The 18538-nt window shown below is 72.7% G+C and carries 16 protein-coding genes; 11 read left to right on the top strand and 5 right to left on the bottom strand.

Annotated elements, in window-relative coordinates; genetic code table 11:
- Positions 1-322 precede the first annotated feature (322 nt).
- The 6 genes from IG86_RS0109995 to IG86_RS0109970 all read left to right on the top strand — a co-directional run bounded on the left by IG86_RS0109995 (position 323) and on the right by IG86_RS0109970 (position 6922).
- Positions 323-2503, top strand: a complete 2181-nt coding sequence (locus IG86_RS0109995; RefSeq protein WP_234316060.1) for a putative bifunctional diguanylate cyclase/phosphodiesterase — start codon at positions 323-325, stop codon at positions 2501-2503.
- 193 nt (positions 2504-2696) lie between these two features.
- A complete protein-coding gene (gene gatC / locus IG86_RS0109990) occupies positions 2697-2993 on the top strand; it encodes an Asp-tRNA(Asn)/Glu-tRNA(Gln) amidotransferase subunit GatC (protein ID WP_030030671.1) in 297 nt (98 codons plus the stop codon).
- 5 nt (positions 2994-2998) lie between these two features.
- The gene (gene gatA, locus IG86_RS0109985; RefSeq protein ID WP_030896338.1) at positions 2999-4492 is read left to right on the top strand and encodes an Asp-tRNA(Asn)/Glu-tRNA(Gln) amidotransferase subunit GatA; all 1494 of its coding nucleotides are present in this window, start codon (positions 2999-3001) and stop codon (positions 4490-4492) included.
- Positions 4489-4734, top strand: a complete 246-nt coding sequence (locus IG86_RS0109980; RefSeq protein WP_030030669.1) for a hypothetical protein — start codon at positions 4489-4491, stop codon at positions 4732-4734. The genes gatA and IG86_RS0109980 overlap by 4 nt, the downstream gene beginning before the upstream one ends.
- Positions 4735-4750: 16 nt before the next feature.
- Complete coding sequence (gene gatB, locus IG86_RS0109975) at positions 4751-6265, top strand: Asp-tRNA(Asn)/Glu-tRNA(Gln) amidotransferase subunit GatB (RefSeq protein ID WP_030826534.1); 1515 nt, start codon at positions 4751-4753, stop codon at positions 6263-6265.
- Positions 6266-6382: 117 nt separating this feature from the next.
- Entirely contained in the window at positions 6383-6922 is a 540-nt protein-coding gene (locus tag IG86_RS0109970; protein ID WP_030896335.1) for a hypothetical protein, read from the top strand.
- Here IG86_RS0109970 and IG86_RS0109965 read toward each other — a convergent pair.
- A complete protein-coding gene (locus IG86_RS0109965) occupies positions 6912-8792 on the bottom strand; it encodes a protein kinase domain-containing protein (protein WP_030896332.1) in 1881 nt (626 codons plus the stop codon). The genes IG86_RS0109970 and IG86_RS0109965 overlap by 11 nt on opposite strands.
- Positions 8793-8984: 192 nt before the next feature.
- On the opposite strand from IG86_RS0109965, the gene IG86_RS0109960 reads away from it, so the two are divergent.
- Positions 8985-9788 (top strand): alpha/beta fold hydrolase, encoded by an 804-nt coding sequence (locus tag IG86_RS0109960; protein WP_030826524.1) that lies wholly within the window; start codon positions 8985-8987, stop codon positions 9786-9788.
- Here IG86_RS0109960 and IG86_RS0109955 read toward each other — a convergent pair.
- Both IG86_RS0109955 and IG86_RS0109950 read right to left on the bottom strand, forming a co-directional pair.
- Positions 9754-10371 carry a GNAT family N-acetyltransferase gene (locus tag IG86_RS0109955; RefSeq protein ID WP_030826523.1) on the bottom strand — a complete coding sequence of 206 codons (618 nt, stop codon included), beginning with the start codon at positions 10369-10371 and terminating at the stop codon, positions 9754-9756. The two genes, IG86_RS0109960 and IG86_RS0109955, sit on opposite strands and share 35 nt — an antisense overlap.
- Positions 10368-12584, bottom strand: coding sequence for a penicillin acylase family protein (locus IG86_RS0109950; RefSeq protein WP_078905862.1), 2217 nt, complete (start codon positions 12582-12584; stop codon positions 10368-10370). The genes IG86_RS0109955 and IG86_RS0109950 overlap by 4 nt, the downstream gene beginning before the upstream one ends.
- A 47-nt stretch (positions 12585-12631) precedes the next feature.
- Here IG86_RS0109950 and IG86_RS0109945 point away from each other — a divergent pair, with 47 nt between their 5' ends.
- A complete protein-coding gene (locus tag IG86_RS0109945) occupies positions 12632-13366 on the top strand; it encodes a siderophore-interacting protein (RefSeq protein WP_030896326.1) in 735 nt (244 codons plus the stop codon).
- 224 nt (positions 13367-13590) lie between these two features.
- On the opposite strand, the gene IG86_RS0109940 is transcribed toward IG86_RS0109945, so the two are convergent.
- Together IG86_RS0109940 and IG86_RS0109935 are read right to left on the bottom strand one after the other, a co-directional pair.
- Positions 13591-14091 (bottom strand): DinB family protein, encoded by a 501-nt coding sequence (locus IG86_RS0109940; protein WP_385873459.1) that lies wholly within the window; start codon positions 14089-14091, stop codon positions 13591-13593.
- 57 nt (positions 14092-14148) lie between these two features.
- Positions 14149-14967: a GNAT family N-acetyltransferase gene (locus IG86_RS0109935; RefSeq protein WP_037848810.1), complete on the bottom strand. Its 819-nt coding sequence runs from the start codon at positions 14965-14967 to the stop codon at positions 14149-14151.
- A gap of 61 nt (positions 14968-15028) precedes the next feature.
- Between IG86_RS0109935 and IG86_RS0109930 the strand changes: the two genes are divergently transcribed.
- The 3 genes from IG86_RS0109930 (at position 15029) to IG86_RS0109920 (ending at position 18512) form a co-directional block, all read left to right on the top strand.
- A complete protein-coding gene (locus IG86_RS0109930) occupies positions 15029-15460 on the top strand; it encodes a cupin domain-containing protein (RefSeq protein ID WP_030896323.1) in 432 nt (143 codons plus the stop codon).
- 208 nt (positions 15461-15668) lie between these two features.
- Entirely contained in the window at positions 15669-17918 is a 2250-nt protein-coding gene (locus IG86_RS0109925) for an MMPL family transporter (protein WP_030896321.1), read from the top strand.
- A gap of 39 nt (positions 17919-17957) precedes the next feature.
- On the top strand, positions 17958-18512 hold the full coding sequence (locus IG86_RS0109920) for a GNAT family N-acetyltransferase (protein ID WP_030826509.1): 555 nt from the start codon (positions 17958-17960) through the stop codon (positions 18510-18512).
- Positions 18513-18538: the final 26 nt, after the last annotated feature.

The raw sequence follows: 18538 nt of genomic DNA, 5'->3' as shown, positions 1-18538 counted from the left end.
CGGGCGGGCGCACGCCAGGCGCGGCGGACGGTGGTAAACGGCCGGTACAAGGCTGGTCGCAGGGCGGTGACCTGTCGGATCATCGGACGGGTGACTGGGGGCCCCGGTCCAAACTCACCCGTTCGGCGGATACCGTACTGATGAGGATGGCTGGGTCGCATTCGGGCAACCACTGCCGACCGCTGCCCCTGGGAGCCTCCCGCGTCCTACTGTTGAGGTGTGCGCCTGTCGTGCACGGCTGCGGGATGCGATTCCGGCCGTGGTGGCACGACATCGGGGCCATCGCGTGACATCGGCATCGCCGGCTGTGAGAGGTACGGGCATGAAACCCACCGAAAGCGCCGACCCGTCACCTGAATTCGGCGGGGAAATCCCGTCCATGCGGGCGGGCAGGCTCGGTGTCCTGGGTGTCAGGACGCCGGAGACCCGACCGGTCGACACCGGTGACGGCGGGCAGGGGCGGCGCGGCGTGCTGCCCTTCCTCGTCGTGGGTCTCGCGGTCGTGGTCCTCACCGTCGGCGTCGCGTCCGCCCTGAGCGGCCGTCACGCCCTGTTCCCCGGCGGGCCGGTCGGCTGGGCGCTGGCCCTCCTCACCGGCATCATCGTCGGCCATCTGGTCGCCCTCGGCCGCGACCGCTGGTGGGGCGGCACCGGATCGGGCGCAGCCCTCACCCTCGGCGTGCTCATCCTCTACGGCTGGGTACCCGCCGGACTGGTCTCGCTGGCCGTGGTCTCCCTGGTCGGGGCCGCACGCCGGCACCGCTGGCGGCAGGGGCTGCTCCACGGCTCCGTCGACATCCTCGGCATCGGGGCCGGGGCCCTCGTCCTCGCCGCCTTCGGTGAGACGCCCTCCGTCGAAACCCCCTGGCCGCCCACCACCTGGGGGCTGGACGCCGTACCCGAGATCGCCCTGGTCGCCGTCGCCTACCTGCTGGCCACCCGGCTCCTGCTCTGGATCGCCCTGGCCCCGCGCGGCGGCGGGCTGCCCACCGTGGCCCGGACCGCCCTGCTCCGACAGGCCTTAGTAGCGGTCGCGCTGCTCGGCATCGCCCCCCTCATCTGTGTCGTCGCGGTCAGCCAGCCGGTGCTGCTGCCGCTGTTCGCCGTACCGCTGATCGCACTGGACTCCACCCTCTGGATCGCCCGGGCGCGCGCCGAGGAGCAGCTGCGGGACCCCCTGACCGGGCTGCCGAACCGGCAGTGGCTGCTGGAGCGGGCCTGGTCCGCCCTGGACGAGGCTGAACGTTTGGGCACCCGGGCGGCCCTCGTGCTGATCGACCTGGACCGCTTCCGGGCGGTCAACGACACCCTGGGCCACCTGGCGGGCGACCGGCTGCTCCTCCAGATCGCCGACCGGCTGCGCCAGGCCCTGCCCGAGGAGGCCGAGGCCGCCCGCCTCGGCGGCGACGAGTTCGCCGTCCTGCTCCCCGTCACCGACTCCACCACCAGCGCCCAGCGCGTCGCCCGCCACCTGGTCGCGGAGCTCAGCTCCCCCCTCGACCTGGACGGCCTCACGCTCGTCCTGGAGGCCAGCGCCGGCCTCGCCGTCTTCCCCGACCACGCCCTGGACGCGGAGGGACTGCTGCGCCGCGCGGACGTGGCGATGTACCAGGCCAAGCGGGACCGCACGGGCGTGGAGGTGTACGAGTCCAAGCGCGACAGCAACACCCCCGACCGCCTGGGCCTCCTCGGTGACCTCCGCAGGGCCCTCGACGCGGGCGAAGTGGAACTGCACTACCAGCCGAAGGTCCGCTTCGACGGACAGGTCGCAGGACTCGAAGCACTGGTCCGATGGGTCCATCCGGAACGCGGGCGGGTGCCCCCGGACGAGTTCATCGCGATCGCCGAGACCTCCGGGCTGATGCCGCACCTGACGGAGTACGTGCTGGAGACCGCCCTGGCCCAGGTGGCCCGCTGGCGGGCGCAGGGCCTGAAGGTCCCGGTCGCCGTCAACGTCTCGCCGCGCGACGTCCACACCCCGGGCTTCGCCGGCGCGGTCGCCGCGCGGCTCGCCCGGCACGGGGTCCCGGCCAGCGGTCTGCAGCTGGAGATAACGGAACACGTCCTGCTGGAGGACCCCCAGCGGGCCGCGGACACCATGGCCGGCCTCACGGGGCACGGCGTGAAGATGTCCCTGGACGACTTCGGCACCGGTTACTCCTCACTGGTCCACCTGCGCCGCCTGCCGGTCAGCGAGCTGAAGATCGACCGCTCGTTCGTGGGCCGGCTGGCGGTCGACACGCAGGACGCGGAGATCGTCCGCTGCACCGTGGACCTCGCGCACTCGCTCGGCCTGCTCGTCGTGGCGGAGGGCGTCGAGGACGACGAGACCTGGGAGCGGCTGCGCGACCTGGGCTGCGACGCCGTACAGGGATGGCTGGTGGCCGCCGCGATGCCGCCGCAGGAGGCCACCGCCTGGCTGCTGGCCCGCGGCGAACGCGGCTGGCGCCGCCCGGCGGACATCACGGCGGAACTGGCGGCGGCCGAGGCCGACGCGGTCTGACCGCCGTGCGCCCTTCGGGGCCGGGTCGCCCGCGGGGCGAACCCGGCCCCGACGGCGTTCGGGGCGCGGGTCCGGGCCGCGCCCGGACGGCTCCGCGCGGCGGCCCGGGCCAAACCGTTTCGCAGGCCGGGCACCGGGCCCCATAGGATTGAGCCCGAAACTACACATCCACCCACCCCCAGAGGATCGCTGCATGCCTGGCATTACGCGCGAGGAGGTCGTCCACCTCGCACGGCTGGCGCGCCTTGAGCTGTCCAGCAACGAGCTGGATCACTTCGCCGGACAGCTCGACGACATCATCGGCGCGGTCGCCCGTGTCTCCGAGGTCGCCGACCAAGACGTCCCGCCGACCTCCCACCCGCTGCCGCTGACCAACGTCATGCGCGCGGACGAGGTCCGTCCGTCGCTCACCCCCGAGCAGGCGCTCTCCGGTGCTCCCGCCCAGGAGCAGCAGCGTTTCAAGGTGCCGCAGATCCTGGGGGAGGACTAACAGCCATGGTCGACATCATCAAGCTCACGGCCGCCGAGACCGCCGAGAAGATCGCCTCCGGCGAGCTCACGGCCGTCGAGGTGACCGAGGCCCACCTGGCCCGCATCGACGCCACCGACGAGAAGGTCCACGCCTTCCTGCACGTGGACCGCGACGGCGCGCTCGCCCAGGCCCGCGCCGTCGACGCCAAGCGGGAGGCCGGCGAGAAGCTCGGCCCGCTGGCCGGCGTGCCCCTCGCCCTCAAGGACATCTTCACCACCGTCGGGGTCCCGACCACCGTCGGCTCGAAGATCCTCGAAGGCTGGATCCCGCCCTACGACGCCACCCTGACGCGCAAGCTCAAGGAAGCCGACGTCGTCATCCTCGGCAAGACCAACATGGACGAGTTCGCCATGGGGTCCTCCACCGAGAACAGCGCCTACGGCCCCACCGGCAACCCCTGGGACCTCACCCGCATCCCCGGCGGCTCCGGCGGCGGCTCCGCCGCGGCCCTCGCCGCCTTCCAGGCCCCGCTCGCCATCGGCACGGACACCGGCGGCTCCATCCGCCAGCCCGCCGCCGTCACCGGCACGGTCGGCGTGAAGCCCACGTACGGCGGCGTCTCGCGCTACGGCATGGTCGCCTTCTCCTCCTCCCTCGACCAGGGCGGGCCCTGCGCCCGTACGGTCCTGGACGCGGCCCTGCTGCACGAGGTGATCGCCGGCCACGACCCGCTCGACTCCACCTCCATCGACGCCCCGGTCCCGCCGGTCGTCGAGGCCGCCCGCAACGGCTCCGTCGCCGGCATGCGCGTCGGTGTCGTCAAGCAGTTCGCCGGTGAGGGCTACCAGGCCGGCGTCGTCCAGCGCTTCAACGAGTCGGTCGAGCTCCTCAAGGAGCTCGGCGCCGAGATCGTCGAGCTGGACTGCCCGTCCTTCGACCTCGCGATGGCCGCGTACTACCTGATCGCGCCGTCCGAGTGCTCCTCCAACCTGGCCCGCTTCGACGCCATGCGCTACGGCCTGCGCGTCGGCGACGACGGCACCAAGTCCGCCGAGGACGTCACCGCCCTGACCCGCGAAGCCGGCTTCGGCGACGAGGTCAAGCGCCGCATCATCCTCGGTACGTACGCGCTCAGCTCCGGCTACTACGACGCGTACTACGGCTCCGCCCAGAAGGTCCGCACGCTCATCTCGCAGGACTTCGAGAAGTCCTTCGAGCAGGTCGACGTGATCGTCTCCCCGACGACCCCGACCACCGCCTTCCCCATCGGCGAGCGCACCGACGACCCGCTCGCCATGTACCTCGCGGACCTGTGCACCATCCCGACCAACCTGGCCGGCAACTCCGCCATGTCGCTCCCCTGCGGCCTGGCACCGGAGGACGGCCTCCCGGTCGGGCTGCAGATCATCGCCCCCGCCATGAAGGACGACCGCCTCTACAAGGTCGGTGCGGCAGTCGAGGCCGCCTTCGTCGCGCGCTGGGGTCACCCGCTGCTCGAGGAGGCACCGTCGCTGTGAGCACCAGTGCACTGTCCAAGGCCAAGGGCTTCAAGAAGTCCAAGACCGGCACCTACCTGTCGATCGGCACCACCGCGTTCGGCGCCATCAGCGTGTTCAAGCAGGTCAAGAAGGCCCGCAGCGAGCACGACATGCTGAAGCTGGTCGACGCCGCCGTGTCCGCCGCCGCCATCGTCACCGGCCTCGCGATCCTGTACCGCGAGCTCAAGCGTCTGGGCGACGACGACGTCCTGCTGGGCTGAGAGGGAAAGTTTCACCGTGACCACCTTCACCGAACTGCTGTCGTACGAGGACGCTCTCGCCTCGTTCGACCCCGTCATGGGCCTTGAGGTCCATGTCGAGCTCGGCACCAAGACCAAGATGTTCTGCGGCTGCTCCACCGAGCTGGGCGCCGAGCCCAACTCGCAGACCTGCCCCACCTGCCTCGGTCTGCCCGGCTCCCTGCCGGTCGTCAACGCGATCGGCGTCGAGTCGGCCATCAAGATCGGTCTCGCGCTGAACTGCGAGATCGCCGAGTGGTGCCGCTTCGCCCGGAAGAACTACTTCTATCCGGACATGCCGAAGAACTTCCAGACCTCCCAGTACGACGAGCCCATCGCCTTCAACGGCTACCTGGACGTCCAGCTGGAGGACGGCGAGATCTTCCGCGTGGAGATCGAGCGCGCCCACATGGAGGAGGACACCGGCAAGTCGCTGCACGTCGGCGGCGCCACCGGCCGTATCCACGGCGCGTCCCACTCCCTGCTGGACTACAACCGCGCCGGCATCCCGCTCATCGAGATCGTCACCAAGCCCATCGAGGGCGCGGGCGAGCGGGCCCCCGAGGTCGCCAAGGCGTACGTCGCCGAGCTGCGCGAGGTCATCAAGGCGCTCGGCGTCTCCGAGGCCCGCATGGACAAGGGCCAGATGCGCTGCGACGTGAACCTGTCGCTGCGCCCGACCCCCGAGTCCGAGTTCGGCACCCGCAGCGAGACCAAGAACGTCAACTCGCTGCGCTCCGTCGAGCGCGCGGCCCGCTTCGAGATCCAGCGCCACGCGGCGGTGCTCTCGTCGGGCGGGTCGATCGTGCAGGAGACCCGGCACTTCCACGAGGAGGACGGCTCCACCACGGCCGGCCGCATCAAGGACAACGCCGAGGACTACCGGTACTTCCCGGAGCCCGACCTGGTCCCCGTCGCCCCGGCCCGTGAGTGGGTCGAGGAGCTGCGCGGCGGTCTGCCCGAGATGCCGCGCGTGCGCCGCAACCGCCTCCGCGAGGAGTGGGGCGTCAGCGAGCACGACATGCAGTCGATCCTCAACGCGGGCGCGGTGGACTCCATCGTCGCCACCATCGAGGAGGGCGCCGACTCGGCCGCCGCCCGCAAGTGGTGGATGGGCGAGCTGGCCCGCAACGCCAACGAGCAGGGCGTCGTCGTCGACGAGCTGCCCATCACCCCGGCGCAGGTCGCGCGCGTCGCGGCCCTGGTCGCGGCGGGTGACCTGAACGACAAGCTGGCCCGCCAGGTCATCGAGGGCGTCCTCGCCGGCGAGGGCACCCCGGACGAGGTCGTCGAGAAGCGCGGCCTGAAGGTCGTCTCGGACGAGGGTGCGCTCGGCGCGGCCGTCGACGAGGCCATCGCGGGCAACGCGGCCATCGCCGACAAGATCCGCGGCGGCAAGATCGCCGCGGTCGGCGCCCTGGTCGGAGCGGTCATGAAGACCACCCGCGGCCAGGCCGACGCGGCGCGCGTCAAGGAGCTGATCCTGGAGCGCCTGGGCGTCTCCGAGGGCTGATCCCCTCACCCCCGTTCTGCCTGAACGCCCCGAGGCCCCGCACCGGTTGGTGCGGGGCCTCGGTCGTCTCCCGCACACTGGACGACTGAGGCCGCCGACGGGCAGGGGGAGTTGCGGGTGGAGATCGGTGCGATGGTCATCGCGGTCGTGGGCGTGGCGGGCACCCTGGGCGGGGCGCTGCTCACCCAGCGCGGCGCGGAGCGGGCGAAACGCCGGGAGATGGAACTCCTGCGCGAACACGAGGAGATGCGCGACCACCTGGCGCTGCGGCGGGCCTGCTACGCGGACCTCAACCGGGACGCCCGGCAGTTCACCACCGCCCTCAACCGTCATCTGCACGTCATGCGGGAGCGCACGGTCGAGGATGCGGACCGGGAGGCGCTCGACGAGGCGAAGAACGCCCAGCGCGACCGCTACTCCGAGGCGCAGATGATCGCCCCGGACGCGGTGCTCGGGCCTGCGAGCAGCGTCAACCATGCCCTGAGCAGGGTCTACGGGCAGGTCAAGCGTCTGGAGCGGGGCACCCCCGAGGAGGGCGAGACGATGGCCACCGTCTCCCGGGACCAGCAGGAGATCTGGACCCTGCTCCGGGAGATGCGCGCGGCCATGCGGGCCGACCTCGGGGTGTCGGACGGGGGCGGCTCCGTCAGCGTTTGAGGACGGGGGCCGCCAGTACGGCGTTGCCGCGGCCCTTGCAGCCCTCCTCCACCTTGATGCGCAGCCGCAGGGCGCCCTTGATGTCCAGGGACTTGGTGACGGGCTTGCCCAGGTGGACCAGTTCGGAGAACGTCGCCGGCTTGTCGTCCACCGAGATGGTCAGCCGCGCCTGTTCCACGGTCGAGCCGTCGTCGATCCCGGCGGTGAACTCCAGTGTGGACCAGGCCCGGTTGACGTCGTACTCGATGGCCGCACCGTAATAGCAGCTGCCGAGCAGCGCCGCCCCGTACTCCGTGGTGTTCAGTTTGGCGGAGCCGACCTCGAAGTTGTCGACGTCGCCCACCGAGGCCAGCACGGTCAGGTCGGCGACGTTGCTGTCCTTGACCGCCCCCGGGGCGTGCGGGCCGGCGGAGCCCTCGGGGCTCGCGGAGGCCTCGGGCGTGGACTCGTTCGTCGCCCCCGGTTCCGACGGGGTGGGCGACTCGGGGGCCGTGGCCGCCGCGGTGGCGTCCCCGCCGGCCTTGCCGTCCTTGGCGGCGTCGGCCTTGTCCTTGTTCCCCAGGAGCTGTACGCCGAGCACCGCGAGCACGGCCAGGACCACCACGGCGGCCGCCGAGCCCAGGATCACCGCGGTCCGCTTCTTCTTCGGCCTCCCGGCGGGCGGCCGCTCCGGGGCGGCCGCGGCCCCTGGGAGGCCCGGGCTCGGGTGGTACGCCGCCGGGCCGTAGCCGGCGGGCACCGCGTCGGGAACGGTGGCGGGCGGCGGCGTGGCCGGTGCGGGCGCCGCGGCCGGGGCCGGGTCGGGCGCTGTCGCCGGCGCTGTCGCCGGCGCGGTCGCCCCGTACGGCGGCGGCTGGGAGGGAGCCTCGGCGGGCCGGGCCGGCAGCGCGGCCGGCTGGGGCGGGACGACGGGCGGCGGGGGCGTCGCGGGCTTCGGTGGAGAGTCCTGCAGGGCCCGCTGCGAGGTCGTGGACGTCGTCGTGGACACCACCGCGCGGCGTAGGTCCTTCATCCACCCGGCCAGGTTCACCGGCCGCCGGGAGGGCTCCTCCGCGTAGAGGGCGGTGATCCGGGACCGCTGCTCGGCGTCCAGTACCGCGATCTGCGGCAGCTCGGCCATCGCCCGGGCCAGCTGCTGCGGAGATGCGGGCGGCGACTCCCCGCTGAGCAGGAAGTACGCGATCGCCCCGAAGGCGTACCGGTCGGTGCCCGGCGCCCGCTTGCCCTCGAACACCTCGGGCGCCGCGTAGCCCGGGGTGAACCAGACCTCCGCCGTCTGGTGGTCGGCGGTCAGTTTGCTGAGGCCGAAGTCCACCAGCGTGGCCTGGCCGTGCGCGTCGACCATCACGTTGCCGGGGGAGAGGTCACCGTGGACGACCTGGCGCCCGGAGGGCGTGGCCTTCCCCGAGTGCAGCCAGTCCAGTACCTCGGCCAGCTGCTCCAGGGTCCGCATGACCTCACGCCGCTCGGCGGCGGTGGTGAGCGTGCGCTCGGCCCGCCAGTCCCGCAGGTCGAGCCCGTCGATGTGGTTCATGACGAGGACGAGCGCCCGCCCGGTCAGGGTGGAGGACTCACCGGACCGGTGGATCGGCGGGCCCTCGAAGTGCTCCCGCACTCCCACGACACCGGGCCGGTGGACGAATCTCAGCAGTTCGGCCTGCTCGTTCCACTTCTGGCTGATGCGGTCGAAGACCTCGGGCGTGATGGTCGTCTTGGAGTCGAGCACCTTGACGACCACGGGCTCCGACCCGCCCGCGAGTTCGATCTCCGCGAGGTAGAGCACGGCCTCCCCGCCGCGCCCGATCGACCTGAGCAGGCGATAGCGATCCGCTGCCGCGTCCGGACCGATGTGCAGATTCTGGCTGGTCAATTTCCCCCCAGCGCCGGGTTGGTGAAGGGCCATCAGTCTTTCGTGACCGGAATCACGCGGTCAATCGGAACGATCGGTTTGGCGCGGCCGGGCGGCTGCCCGCCGGGCCGACCTGATTTATGTAGCGCTCGCTAAATAATCTGTGTACCGTTCAGTCCGTAACGACCGCTACAGAAGAGGTGAGGTTCCGCCATGTCCGTCGCCGAGACGACCGCCGCCCCCTACGCCCGCACCGTCCGCACCGGGAGCGGCGGCCCCGGGCTGCTGCTCGCCCACGGGGCGGGGGGCTCCGTCGAGACCAACTTCGGCACGGTCCTGGACGCGTTGGCCACCCGCTTCAGCGTCGTCGGCGTCGACTACCCCGGAACCGGGGGCACTCCCCGCGCCGACGAGCCGCTCCGGCTGGACGAGCTGGCCGACCAGCTGGTGGCCGCCGCCGACGCGGAGGGGCTGGAGACGTTCGCCGTACTCGGCTACTCGCTCGGCGGGAACGTCGCCGTCCGGATCGCCTCCCGCCACCCGGAGCGGGTCACCGCACTCGTGCTCACCGCCACCTTCGCCCGGGCCGACAACCGGCTGGAGCTGGTCGGCGGCCTCTGGAGGCAGCTCGCCGAGCGCGACGAGCGGGAGCCGATGGCCTCGCTGCTCGTTTCCCTCGCGGTGAACCCGGCGGTCCTGGAGGACCTCACCCCCGCCCAGGTGGAGCAACTGGTGCGGGACACCGCCGGGTCCGTGCCGCCCGGCACTGCGGACCACGTCGCGCTGCTCGAAGGCGCCGACCTGCGTTCCGAGATCGCGGCGCTCGACGTGCCGTCCCTCGTCGTCGCGACCACCGAGGACCTCCTCGTGCCCCTCCCGCTCCAGCGGGAGCTGGCGGACACGCTGCCGGGCGCCCGGCTCGCGGAACTGCCCACCGGGCACCTTCCGTTCGCCGAGCGCCCGGCCGAATGGGCGGCGCTGGTCAGCGACTTCCTGCGGGCGACGCCGGAGCGCTGAGGAAGGTCAGGCGGGCCGGCTTGGCCGGGAGGTAGATCTCCGGCAGGTCGACCTCCGGGAGCACGACCTCCGGGCCGAGCGTGAACCCGGAGCGCTCCAGCCGTGCGATGGCCTTGGTGTTGCGGGCGTCCGGCTCGGCGACCAGGCGCCGGGCGGCCGGGTCGGAGAACACGAAGGACAGGAAGCCCGTCATCAGCGCGCCGCTGAAGCCGGGCCGGGGCGCGCCCTCGCCGGGGCCGATCAGCAGGTGCATGCCGACGTCGCCGGGCTCGGCGTCGTAGCACTCGCTGACCCGGTCCGCCTCGCACTCGTACGTCTGGAACAGCCCGGCCGGGACACCGTCGAGGGCCACGATGAAGGCGTGGTGGGTGGTGCGGCGGTCGACGTCCTCGTATATCTCCCGCACCAGTTCGAGACTGGCCTCGCCCATGCCCCAGAAGCGGGCCCGCTCCTGCGTGACCCAGCCGTGGATCAGTCCGGCGTCGGCCGCCGGGTCGACCGGGGTGACGGTGACGGCGCCGAAACCCTCGACGAGGTGCGTGTGGACGGGCTGCCTGGGGGAGGGGGATACGGCGGGGGTCATATCGATTCCTTGGTGAGCCGGGCCCAGTCGGTGACGACGGGGACGAGTTCGCAGCGTGCCCACAAGGAGAGTTGGTCGCGGTGGTGGGCGGTTCCCGTGACGCCGTCCGCGCCCAGCGGAACCGCCCAGAGGCTGTCCTCGCGGCGGGCCAGGTCCCAGACGTAACGGGCCGCCGAGGCGCGGGCGGTGAGGTCGGTGAAGCCGGGTACGGAGGAAGTGGCGTTCACGCAGTCGTGGTCGCCGCCGAGGCCGGGCCACTCGGGGGCGTCCGGGTCGGGGACCGCCTGCCACGGAGTCAGGCGGTGGACCTCCGACCACGGGGTGTCGGGGGAGCCCGCCGCGGCCGTCTCCTCCAGGGCGGCCCGGACGTGCGCGGCACGGTCCAGCTCCGGTACGAGGGGCGTGGTGAGCAGGCCTTCGAGCGCGTAACCGATCTTGGGAAGCAGGTACAGCCACGGGTGGAACACCGCCGGTCCGGCCGGCGCCCCCGCGAGGTCCGCGAAGACGGGGTCGGCGGCGAAGCGCCGCACGGTCGCGGTACGGAAGGCCGCGAAGACGGTGGCGTCGGTGCTCTCGGCCTCCATCCGCCGGTCCCAGGCCAGCAGCCGGGTGCGCAGCTCCCGCGCGGCCGGCGTCAGCTCCTCGAAGCCGGGCAGCAGGGCGAGCAGCGGCTCGGCCGAGGCCAGGTACGTGTCCCGGTGTACGTCGGCCATCGCCTTCGGGGACCAGTCCGCGGAGCCGCTGAGCAGCTCGCGGATGCGGTCGGCGCGGTGCGGGGGAGCGAACTCCACGCCGAGCGGGGAGGCGATGCCGCGCGCGTTCGCCATCACGGCGAAGCCCTGCACCGGCTCGGCGGGGGTCGGCGCCCAGCCCCGCCAGGCGTGCTCCGGGTCCCACGCGGGCACGGGGCGCAGCCGGTTGGCGGGGTGGCGCAGCGGTACGGCGCCCGCGACGCGGTGCAGCAGGCCGCCCTCGGTGTCCGCGGCGTGCACGACGTTGACCGGCTCGGCCCAGCCGTCGAGGGCGCGGTCGATGTCGGCGACGGTACGCGCTCGCAGCAGGGCGGGGAGGGCGGCGAAGCCGAGGTCGCGCCGGACGCGGGGCGGGTAGCGCAGGGAGAGGGTCTGCGTGCTGCCGTCGGCAGGGGCGGCGCCGGTGCCGGGTTCCGCGCCGGGGTCGCCGTCCGCGTGCACGATCACCGGGCCGCGGGAGGTCTCCAGGACCTCCACCTCGACGTCGTCGCCGCCCGCCACGGTGATGGTCTCCGTGTGGCGTGCGACGGCCTCCCAGACACCGTCCGGGCCGAGCGCCTCGACGACGACGGCGCCGCCCTCGCCCTCGCCGCGGCGCAGCCGCTCCACGTACAGGTCCTGGTAGTCGGACATCGCGTTGGTGATGGCCCAGGCGGCGGAGCCGGTGTGCCCGAAGTGGGCGAGGCCGGGCACGCCGGGGACGGCGAGACCCAGGACGTCGTAGTCCGGGCAGGACAGGCGGATCTGCTGGTAGACGCCCGGGTCCTCGATGAACCGGTGCGGGTCGCCCGCGATGATCGCCGCACCCGTGGTGGTGCGGTCGCCCGGGACCATCCAGCCGTTGCTGCCGGCGATGCGGGGGCCGTCGGTCGCGAAGAGGGTGAGCGCGTCGTCGCCGAGGGCGCGGGCCACGCGCTCGCGCCACAGCTTGGTCGGGAAGCCGGCGAACAGGATGTGCGTCGCGATCCAGATCGCCAGCGGCACCCACGGCTCCCAGGGGGAGGGGGTGAGGCCGGTGCGGGCGAAGCGCTCGTCGCGGGCGGCGCCGGCGGCCAGGCCCGCGTTGACGCCGTCGACGTAGGCGCGCACCCAGGCTGCGGTCTCGGGGTCGTCGGCCTCCATGGCCTCGTAGCAGAGGCGGGCGGTGTCGGCGAGACGGCTCTGGCGGGCGAAGCGGTCCCAGACGACGGAGTCCGGGCCGAGGAAGGAGGCGCTGGAGCCGTCGGCGCGGTGCCGTTCGACCGCGAGCTGCCAGGCGCGGTCGAAGGCGGTGACCCGGCCCTGGGCGTGGGCGAGGCCGAGTTCGTCCGAAGAGCGCAGGTGGGGGATGCCCCAGGGGTCCCGGAAGACGTCGTAGGATTCCGGGGTCTGCCCGTGGGGCTCGCCCTGGGCGCCCGTGTTCGACTCCGGGTCGCTTCCGCTGCTCACACTGCTCACGCTGCTCTCTTCCCCGATGTGCATTTAGGTTAGGCTGCCCTAACTATAGAGTGTCAGGGGAGGGTTCGAACATGGCGGTCGGCAAGGGTTGGGAAGGCGTGGTCCTCAAGCTCCTTCGGGGCAAGGACTTCACGTTCACCGTGACCGGGGCGGAAGACGTCACGGAGCACTACCGCCGGGTGTACTTCACCGACGGCGGACTGCTGGCCGCGGCCGGCGAATCACTCCACCCGACGATGTGGGTGCGGGTCTGGTTCCAGAACGCGGGCCGGCCGCACCAGCGGGCGTACACCCTGGTCGACCCGGACCCGCAGACCGGCACCTTCTGCTTCGAGTTCGCGCTGCACGACGGCGTCGCCAGCGCCTGGGCGCGCGGCGCCCGGACGGGCGACACCATCGAGGCCACCGTCCAGGGCACGGGCTTCTCCGCCCCGGCGCCGGCCCCGCAACGCCTGCTGGTCATCGGCGACCCCGCGTCCCTCCCGGCGATCAACTCGCTGCTGGACGCCTTCCCCACCACCCCCGCCACCATCTGGTTCGAGACCCAGCACACCTCGGACACGGAACTGCCCGTACGCCTGGACGCGGACCGGCACGACATCCGGCGCGTGCCGCGGGACGGTACGGCACTGGCCGACCGGGTCCGGGCCGAGCTGCCGGAGCTGCTCGGGGACCCGGCGTCGGCGTACGTCTGGCTGGCCTGCGACACCGCCACGACGCGAGCCCTGACGGCCTACCTGCGCAAGGACCTCGGCCTGCCGAAGCAGCGGGTGAACGGCCTGGGCTACTGGCGGGCGGACGCCTAGGTCGTGTCCGCGCAGCCCCGCCTGCGCGGCGGGGTCCGGCACGCGCGCTTGCCGCGTTGTCGTCGGTCGCCGATGCTCCGCAGCGGCTCCCTCCTCCGCCTTGCGATCGCACGCACCGGACCCCGCCGCGCCCGCCCTCCGGGCGGCCGACGCTACTTTGCGGACACTCCCTGGGGGATGTCCTGGGCGTCTCCGGGCGGCCGGCGCTGCTTTGCGGACGCTTCCTAGGCGCCGGTGGTGCCGTCGATCGCCTCGCGCAGGAAGTCGGCGTGGCCGTTGTGCCGGGCGTACTCGTGGATGAGGTGCAGCATGACCAGGCGCAGCGAGGCCTCCTCCTTCCAGCTCGGCACGTACGCCGTCACCTCCAGGGACTCGGCCGCCGCCTCGATGCGGCGGGCGTGTTCGACCTCCTCCTGCCAGGCGGTGAAGGCCTCGGCACGGGTGGACCCGGAGGCGTCGTAGGCGGCCTGGAAGTCGTGGGTGTCCGACCACAGGTGCGCCACCTCCTCGCCGCCCAGGACACGCCGGAACCAGTGCCGCTCGACCTCGCCCATGTGCCGGACCAGCCCCAGCAGGGACAGGGTGGACGGCGGCATGGAGGCGCTCCGCAGCTGCTCGTCGTCGAGGCCCTCGCACTTCCAGGCGAGGGTGGCGCGGTGGTAGTCGAGGTAGGTCCGGAGGGTCTCGCGCTCATTGCCGGTGAGGGGCGGGCTGATGCGTTCCATGCCGGTGATCATGCCGCGCCGCGCCCACCGGTGGAACCCCGCCCCGGAAGGCCCGGACTACGGCCGGGCCGGAGTCGCCTCCTGCGGCCGCGTCCAGATGTACGGCACCGTCACACCCATGACCCCGAAGCCCAGCCGCTCCAGGATCGGACGGCTGTCCTCCGAGGCGTCCACCTGGAGGTAGGGGATGCCCAGCTCCGCCGCGATGCGGGCCCGGTGCGCGACCAGCAGGCGGTAGATGCCCCGGCCGCGCCACTGCGGGAGCGTGCCGCCGCCCCACAGGCCCGCGAAGGCCGTGCCCGGCCGCATCTCCATCCGGGCCGCGCTCACCGGGGTGTCGCCCGCCATCGCGACGACCGCGGCGATGGTCTCCGGCTCGTCGCGCAGCCGGCTCAGCAACGCCTCCCGGATGCGGGGCCGCTCCGTACCGAAGGCCCCCGCGTGGACCCGCATCATCAGGTCGACGCCGGCCTCGTCCGTCACCACGCGCAGGGTGATGCCCTCCGGCGGCTCCACCGGAAGCTGCGCGAGCTCGGCCACCCGCCCCACCATCAGCGTCTCCGGCGGTTCCGGTACGAAGCCCGCCGCCCGCAGCCGGTCCCCGAGGTCCGCCGGCCGGTCGTGCCGGTACAGCTTCCACTCGAAGTCCGGGCAGCCGCGCTCCGCGAAGAACCGCACCTGCGCCGCGATCTGCGCGTCCGCCGTCTCCTCGTCGAGGTCTGACCACAGGACGCCGTTCCACCCGAGGCCGGGCACGCTCTGCCGGACGACCCGGCCCACCCGCTCCACCAGGGCGTCCGCGCCGTCCGGTTGCGCGGCCTCGCGCACCTCGGCGTCGTACCGGGCCCGCACCTTCAGCAGCTCATCAAGATCCATCGTCATCGGGCCAGCTCACCAGTGTGGGGGCGGCCCGCACAACTGCATTAGCCTCACCCCCGTGAACGACGACCTCACCATCTACACCGGCAAGGCCGCACCCGACGCCGCCGCCGACCGCGGCTGGCTCCTCGGCCACTTCAAGGACCCGGCCGATCCCCGTCACAGCGAGGACGTGGAGATCAAATGGGGTGTCCACCCGAAGGGCGACGAACGGGAGCGCTGGGCCACCGCCGAGAAGCGCACCGCGCTGCTGGTCCTGATCAGCGGACGCTTCCGGCTGGAGTTCCCGGGGCGGACCGTCGTCCTCGCCGAGCAGGGCGACTACGTCCTCTGGGGACGCGGCGTCGACCACTCCTGGTACGCGGAGGAGGACGCGGTCGTCCTCACCGTCCGCTGGCCCTCGATCCCCGGCTACCGGGTGGACGAGCCCGAAGACCGGGCCGACGCCCTCTCCTCGGGGACCTCCGGCCTGGCCCCCGCCGCCACCTGAGTTCCCGAACACCTCCCGGTCCTCCTGTGACGATGCACACGAAAAGGGCCAACGATCACGAAACGCTGGGATCGTGGAGGTTGCATACCATCTGGGCCGAACCGCGGGGCGATCCCCCGGGCCTTCGGCCGGGCCTTCACGAGTTCACGCGTTCTTTGCGACGGGCTGTCTCCCGGTAAAGATCCGAACCCACCAGGGAGCACGTCCGTTGGCAGTCTTCGCGCGGTGGTGCATGCGCCACCGCCTCCTCGCCGTCCTGATCTGGCTGCTCGCCCTCGGCGGGACCGCGGCGGCCGCAGTGACCACCGGAGCGGCGTTCTCCAACGACTACGAGGTCCCGGGCACCGAGTCCGGCAAGGCGAACGACCTCCTGCGAGAAGGCTTCCACGGCCAGGGCGGCGACACCGACACCATCGTGTGGCGGACCCCGGACCATCAGAGCGCGCGCACCCCGGACATCGAGCAGCGCATGACCCGGGCGCTCGACGCCGTCGCCGGACTGCCCGGTGTCGGATCGGTCGCCGGACCCTACGGTCCCGGCCCCGAGAGCGCCGCGCGCATCAGCCCCGACGGACGCACCGCCTACGCCGTGGTGACCTTCGACGAGCCGGCCGACTCCGTGCCCAAGGCCCAGGCGAGGGCGGTCGTCGACGCCGTGAAGAACCCCGCCACGGAGTCCGGCGGACTCCAGGTCGAACTGGGCGGCCGCGCCATCCAGCTCACCGAGGCCCCCACCGCGCACCTCGCCGAAGTCATAGGCGTGGCCGTCGCGGCACTCGTCCTCTTCCTCGCCTTCGGCTCCCTCGCCGCGAGCCTGCTGCCCATCGCGACCGCCCTCGTCAGCGTGGGCACCGCCTATTTCGGCATCACCCTGCTCGGGCACGCGATGCCCGTCGCCGACTTCGCCCCCATGCTCGGCACCCTCATCGGCCTCGGCGTCGGCATCGACTACGCGCTGTTCATCGTCACCCGGCACCGCAAGGGCCTCGCGCGCGGCCTCCCGGTGGACGAGGCCGCCGCCGGGGCCGTCGCGACCACCGGCCGGGCCGTCGTGTTCGCCGGCGCCACCGTCTGCATCGCCCTGCTCGGCATGCTGGTGCTGCGGCTGAACTTCCTCAACGGCGTCGCGATAGCCGCCTGCGTGACCGTCGTCCTGACCGTCGCGGCCTCCGTCACGCTGCTGCCCGCACTCCTCTCCTGCATCGGCATGCGCGCCCTCTCCCGCCGCGAGCGCCGCAGGCTCGCCGCCGAGGGCCCGCAGCCCGAGCGGACCTCCGGCTTCGCCGCCCGCTGGTCCGCCTTCGTGGAGCGCCACCCCAAGCTGCTCGGCGCCGTCGCCACCGCCGTCATGGTGGTCCTGGCCCTGCCCACCTTCTCGCTCCACCTGGGCACCTCCGACCAGGGCAACAACCCCGCCACCTCCACCACCCGGCAGGCCTACGACCTGCTCGCGGAGGGCTTCGGGCCCGGCGCGAACGGCCCGCTCGCCGTCGTCGCCCGCCTGGACGGCGCCGGGGACCGGCTCGCCGTGGACCAGCTGGCGCAGGCGCTCCGTACGACACCGGGCGTCGCCTCCACCGGCCCCGCCGTCCTCAACCGCAGCGGCGACACGGCCGTCCTGACGGTCGTACCGGATTCCGCCCCGCAGTCCCGGGCCACGAGCGACCTCGTCGACACGCTCCGCCAGGACGTCATCCCGCGCGCCGGCCGGGGCAACTCCATGCAGGTCCACGTCGGCGGGGTGACGGCCGCCTACGACGACTTCGCCGAGGTCATCATCGGGAAGCTGCCGCTCTTCGTCGCCGTGGTCGTCGCCCTCGGCTGCGTGCTCCTGCTGCTGGCCTTCCGGTCCATCGGCATCCCGCTGAAGGCGGCGGCCATGAACGTCGCCGCCGTCGCCTCCTCCTTCGGCGTCGTGGTCGCGATCTTCCAGTGGGGCTGGGGCAGCGAACGGCTGGGCCTGGGCAGCGCCGGCCCCATCGAGCCCTTCCTGCCCGTGATCATGGTGTCCGTCCTCTTCGGGCTGTCGATGGACTACCAGGTCTTCCTCGTCAGCCGGATGTACGAGGAGTGGCTGGAGACCGGCGACAACCGGCGGGCCGTGCGCGTCGGCCTCGCCGAGACCAGCCGGGTCATCAACTCGGCCGCCATCATCATGATCTCCGTCTTCCTCGCCTTCGTCCTCAGCGGCGATCGGATCATCGCGATGTTCGGCATCGCCCTCGCCGCGGCCGTGGCCCTCGACGCCTTCGTGCTGCGCACCCTCCTCGTCCCGGCCCTGATGCACATGCTCGGCGGCGCCAACTGGTGGCTGCCCGCCTGGCTCGACCGACGGCTCCCCAGGATCAGCATCGAGCCCCCCGAACGCCGCCCGCATGCGAAACTTCCGGCACAGCGGTCCGGCGCGCTCCCCACCACGAGCGAGGACGACGCCGAGCCCGCCACAGCCTCCCGGTGATCCGGCCAACCGCCGCACGAGACCCAAGGAAGAAGCCGCATGTTCTCGATAGACCTCGCCGAAGGCGCCCAGCTGTTCCCGCTGGAAGCCCGGCACGCCGAGGAGTTCTTCGCGCACATCGAACGCGGACGCGAGTTCATCGGCCAGTACGTCGGCTTCCCGGACCGGTCCCCGGACGTCGACTCCGCCAGGGCCTTCCTGGCCAAGTACGCCGTGAAGGCCGGTGAGGACGGCGCCCGCTTCTTCGGCATCCGCCTCGACGGCACCCTCGTGGGCGGCGTCCTCTTCCCCAACTTCGACGCCGACGGCGGGAACTGCGAGATCGGCTGCTGGCTGGAGCCCGCCGCGGCCGGCCGCGGCCTGGTGACCAAGGCCTGCCGCGTCCTGATCGACTACGCCTTCGGCGAGCGCGGCATGCACCGCGTCGAGTGGCACGCCGCCACCGGCAACAAGAAGAGCCTCGCCGTCGCCGAACGCCTCGGCATGACCCGCGAGGGCGTCATGCGGGAGAACCACCTCCACCGCGGCGTCCGCCAGGACACCGAGGTCTGGTCGATCCTCGCCCACGAGTGGGCCGCCGCCCGCACCTCCTGAGCCGCGCCGTCCGGGCCCCGCCGGTC

Source organism: Streptomyces virginiae, from assembly GCF_000720455.1.
Lineage (GTDB): Bacteria > Actinomycetota > Actinomycetes > Streptomycetales > Streptomycetaceae > Streptomyces > Streptomyces virginiae.
The sequence above is the reverse complement of the archived record's forward strand: the minus strand, read 5'-3'. Positions and strand labels throughout refer to the sequence as shown.

Excerpts from the sequence above, each read along its gene's own strand:
- IG86_RS0109995 (WP_234316060.1), top strand. The coding sequence starts at position 323 with ATGAAACCCACCGAAAGCGCCGACCCGTCACCTGAATTCGGCGGGGAA.
- gatC (WP_030030671.1), top strand. The coding sequence starts at position 2,697 with ATGCCTGGCATTACGCGCGAGGAGGTCGTCCACCTCGCACGGCTGGCG.
- gatA (WP_030896338.1), top strand. The coding sequence starts at position 2,999 with ATGGTCGACATCATCAAGCTCACGGCCGCCGAGACCGCCGAGAAGATC.
- IG86_RS0109960 (WP_030826524.1), top strand. The coding sequence starts at position 8,985 with ATGTCCGTCGCCGAGACGACCGCCGCCCCCTACGCCCGCACCGTCCGC.
- IG86_RS0109955 (WP_030826523.1), bottom strand. The coding sequence starts at position 10,371 with ATGACCCCCGCCGTATCCCCCTCCCCCAGGCAGCCCGTCCACACGCAC.
- IG86_RS0109950 (WP_078905862.1), bottom strand. The coding sequence starts at position 12,584 with ATGCACATCGGGGAAGAGAGCAGCGTGAGCAGTGTGAGCAGCGGAAGC.
- IG86_RS0109945 (WP_030896326.1), top strand. The coding sequence starts at position 12,632 with ATGGCGGTCGGCAAGGGTTGGGAAGGCGTGGTCCTCAAGCTCCTTCGG.
- IG86_RS0109940 (WP_385873459.1), bottom strand. The coding sequence starts at position 14,091 with ATGGAACGCATCAGCCCGCCCCTCACCGGCAATGAGCGCGAGACCCTC.
- IG86_RS0109935 (WP_037848810.1), bottom strand. The coding sequence starts at position 14,967 with ATGGATCTTGATGAGCTGCTGAAGGTGCGGGCCCGGTACGACGCCGAG.
- IG86_RS0109920 (WP_030826509.1), top strand. The coding sequence starts at position 17,958 with ATGTTCTCGATAGACCTCGCCGAAGGCGCCCAGCTGTTCCCGCTGGAA.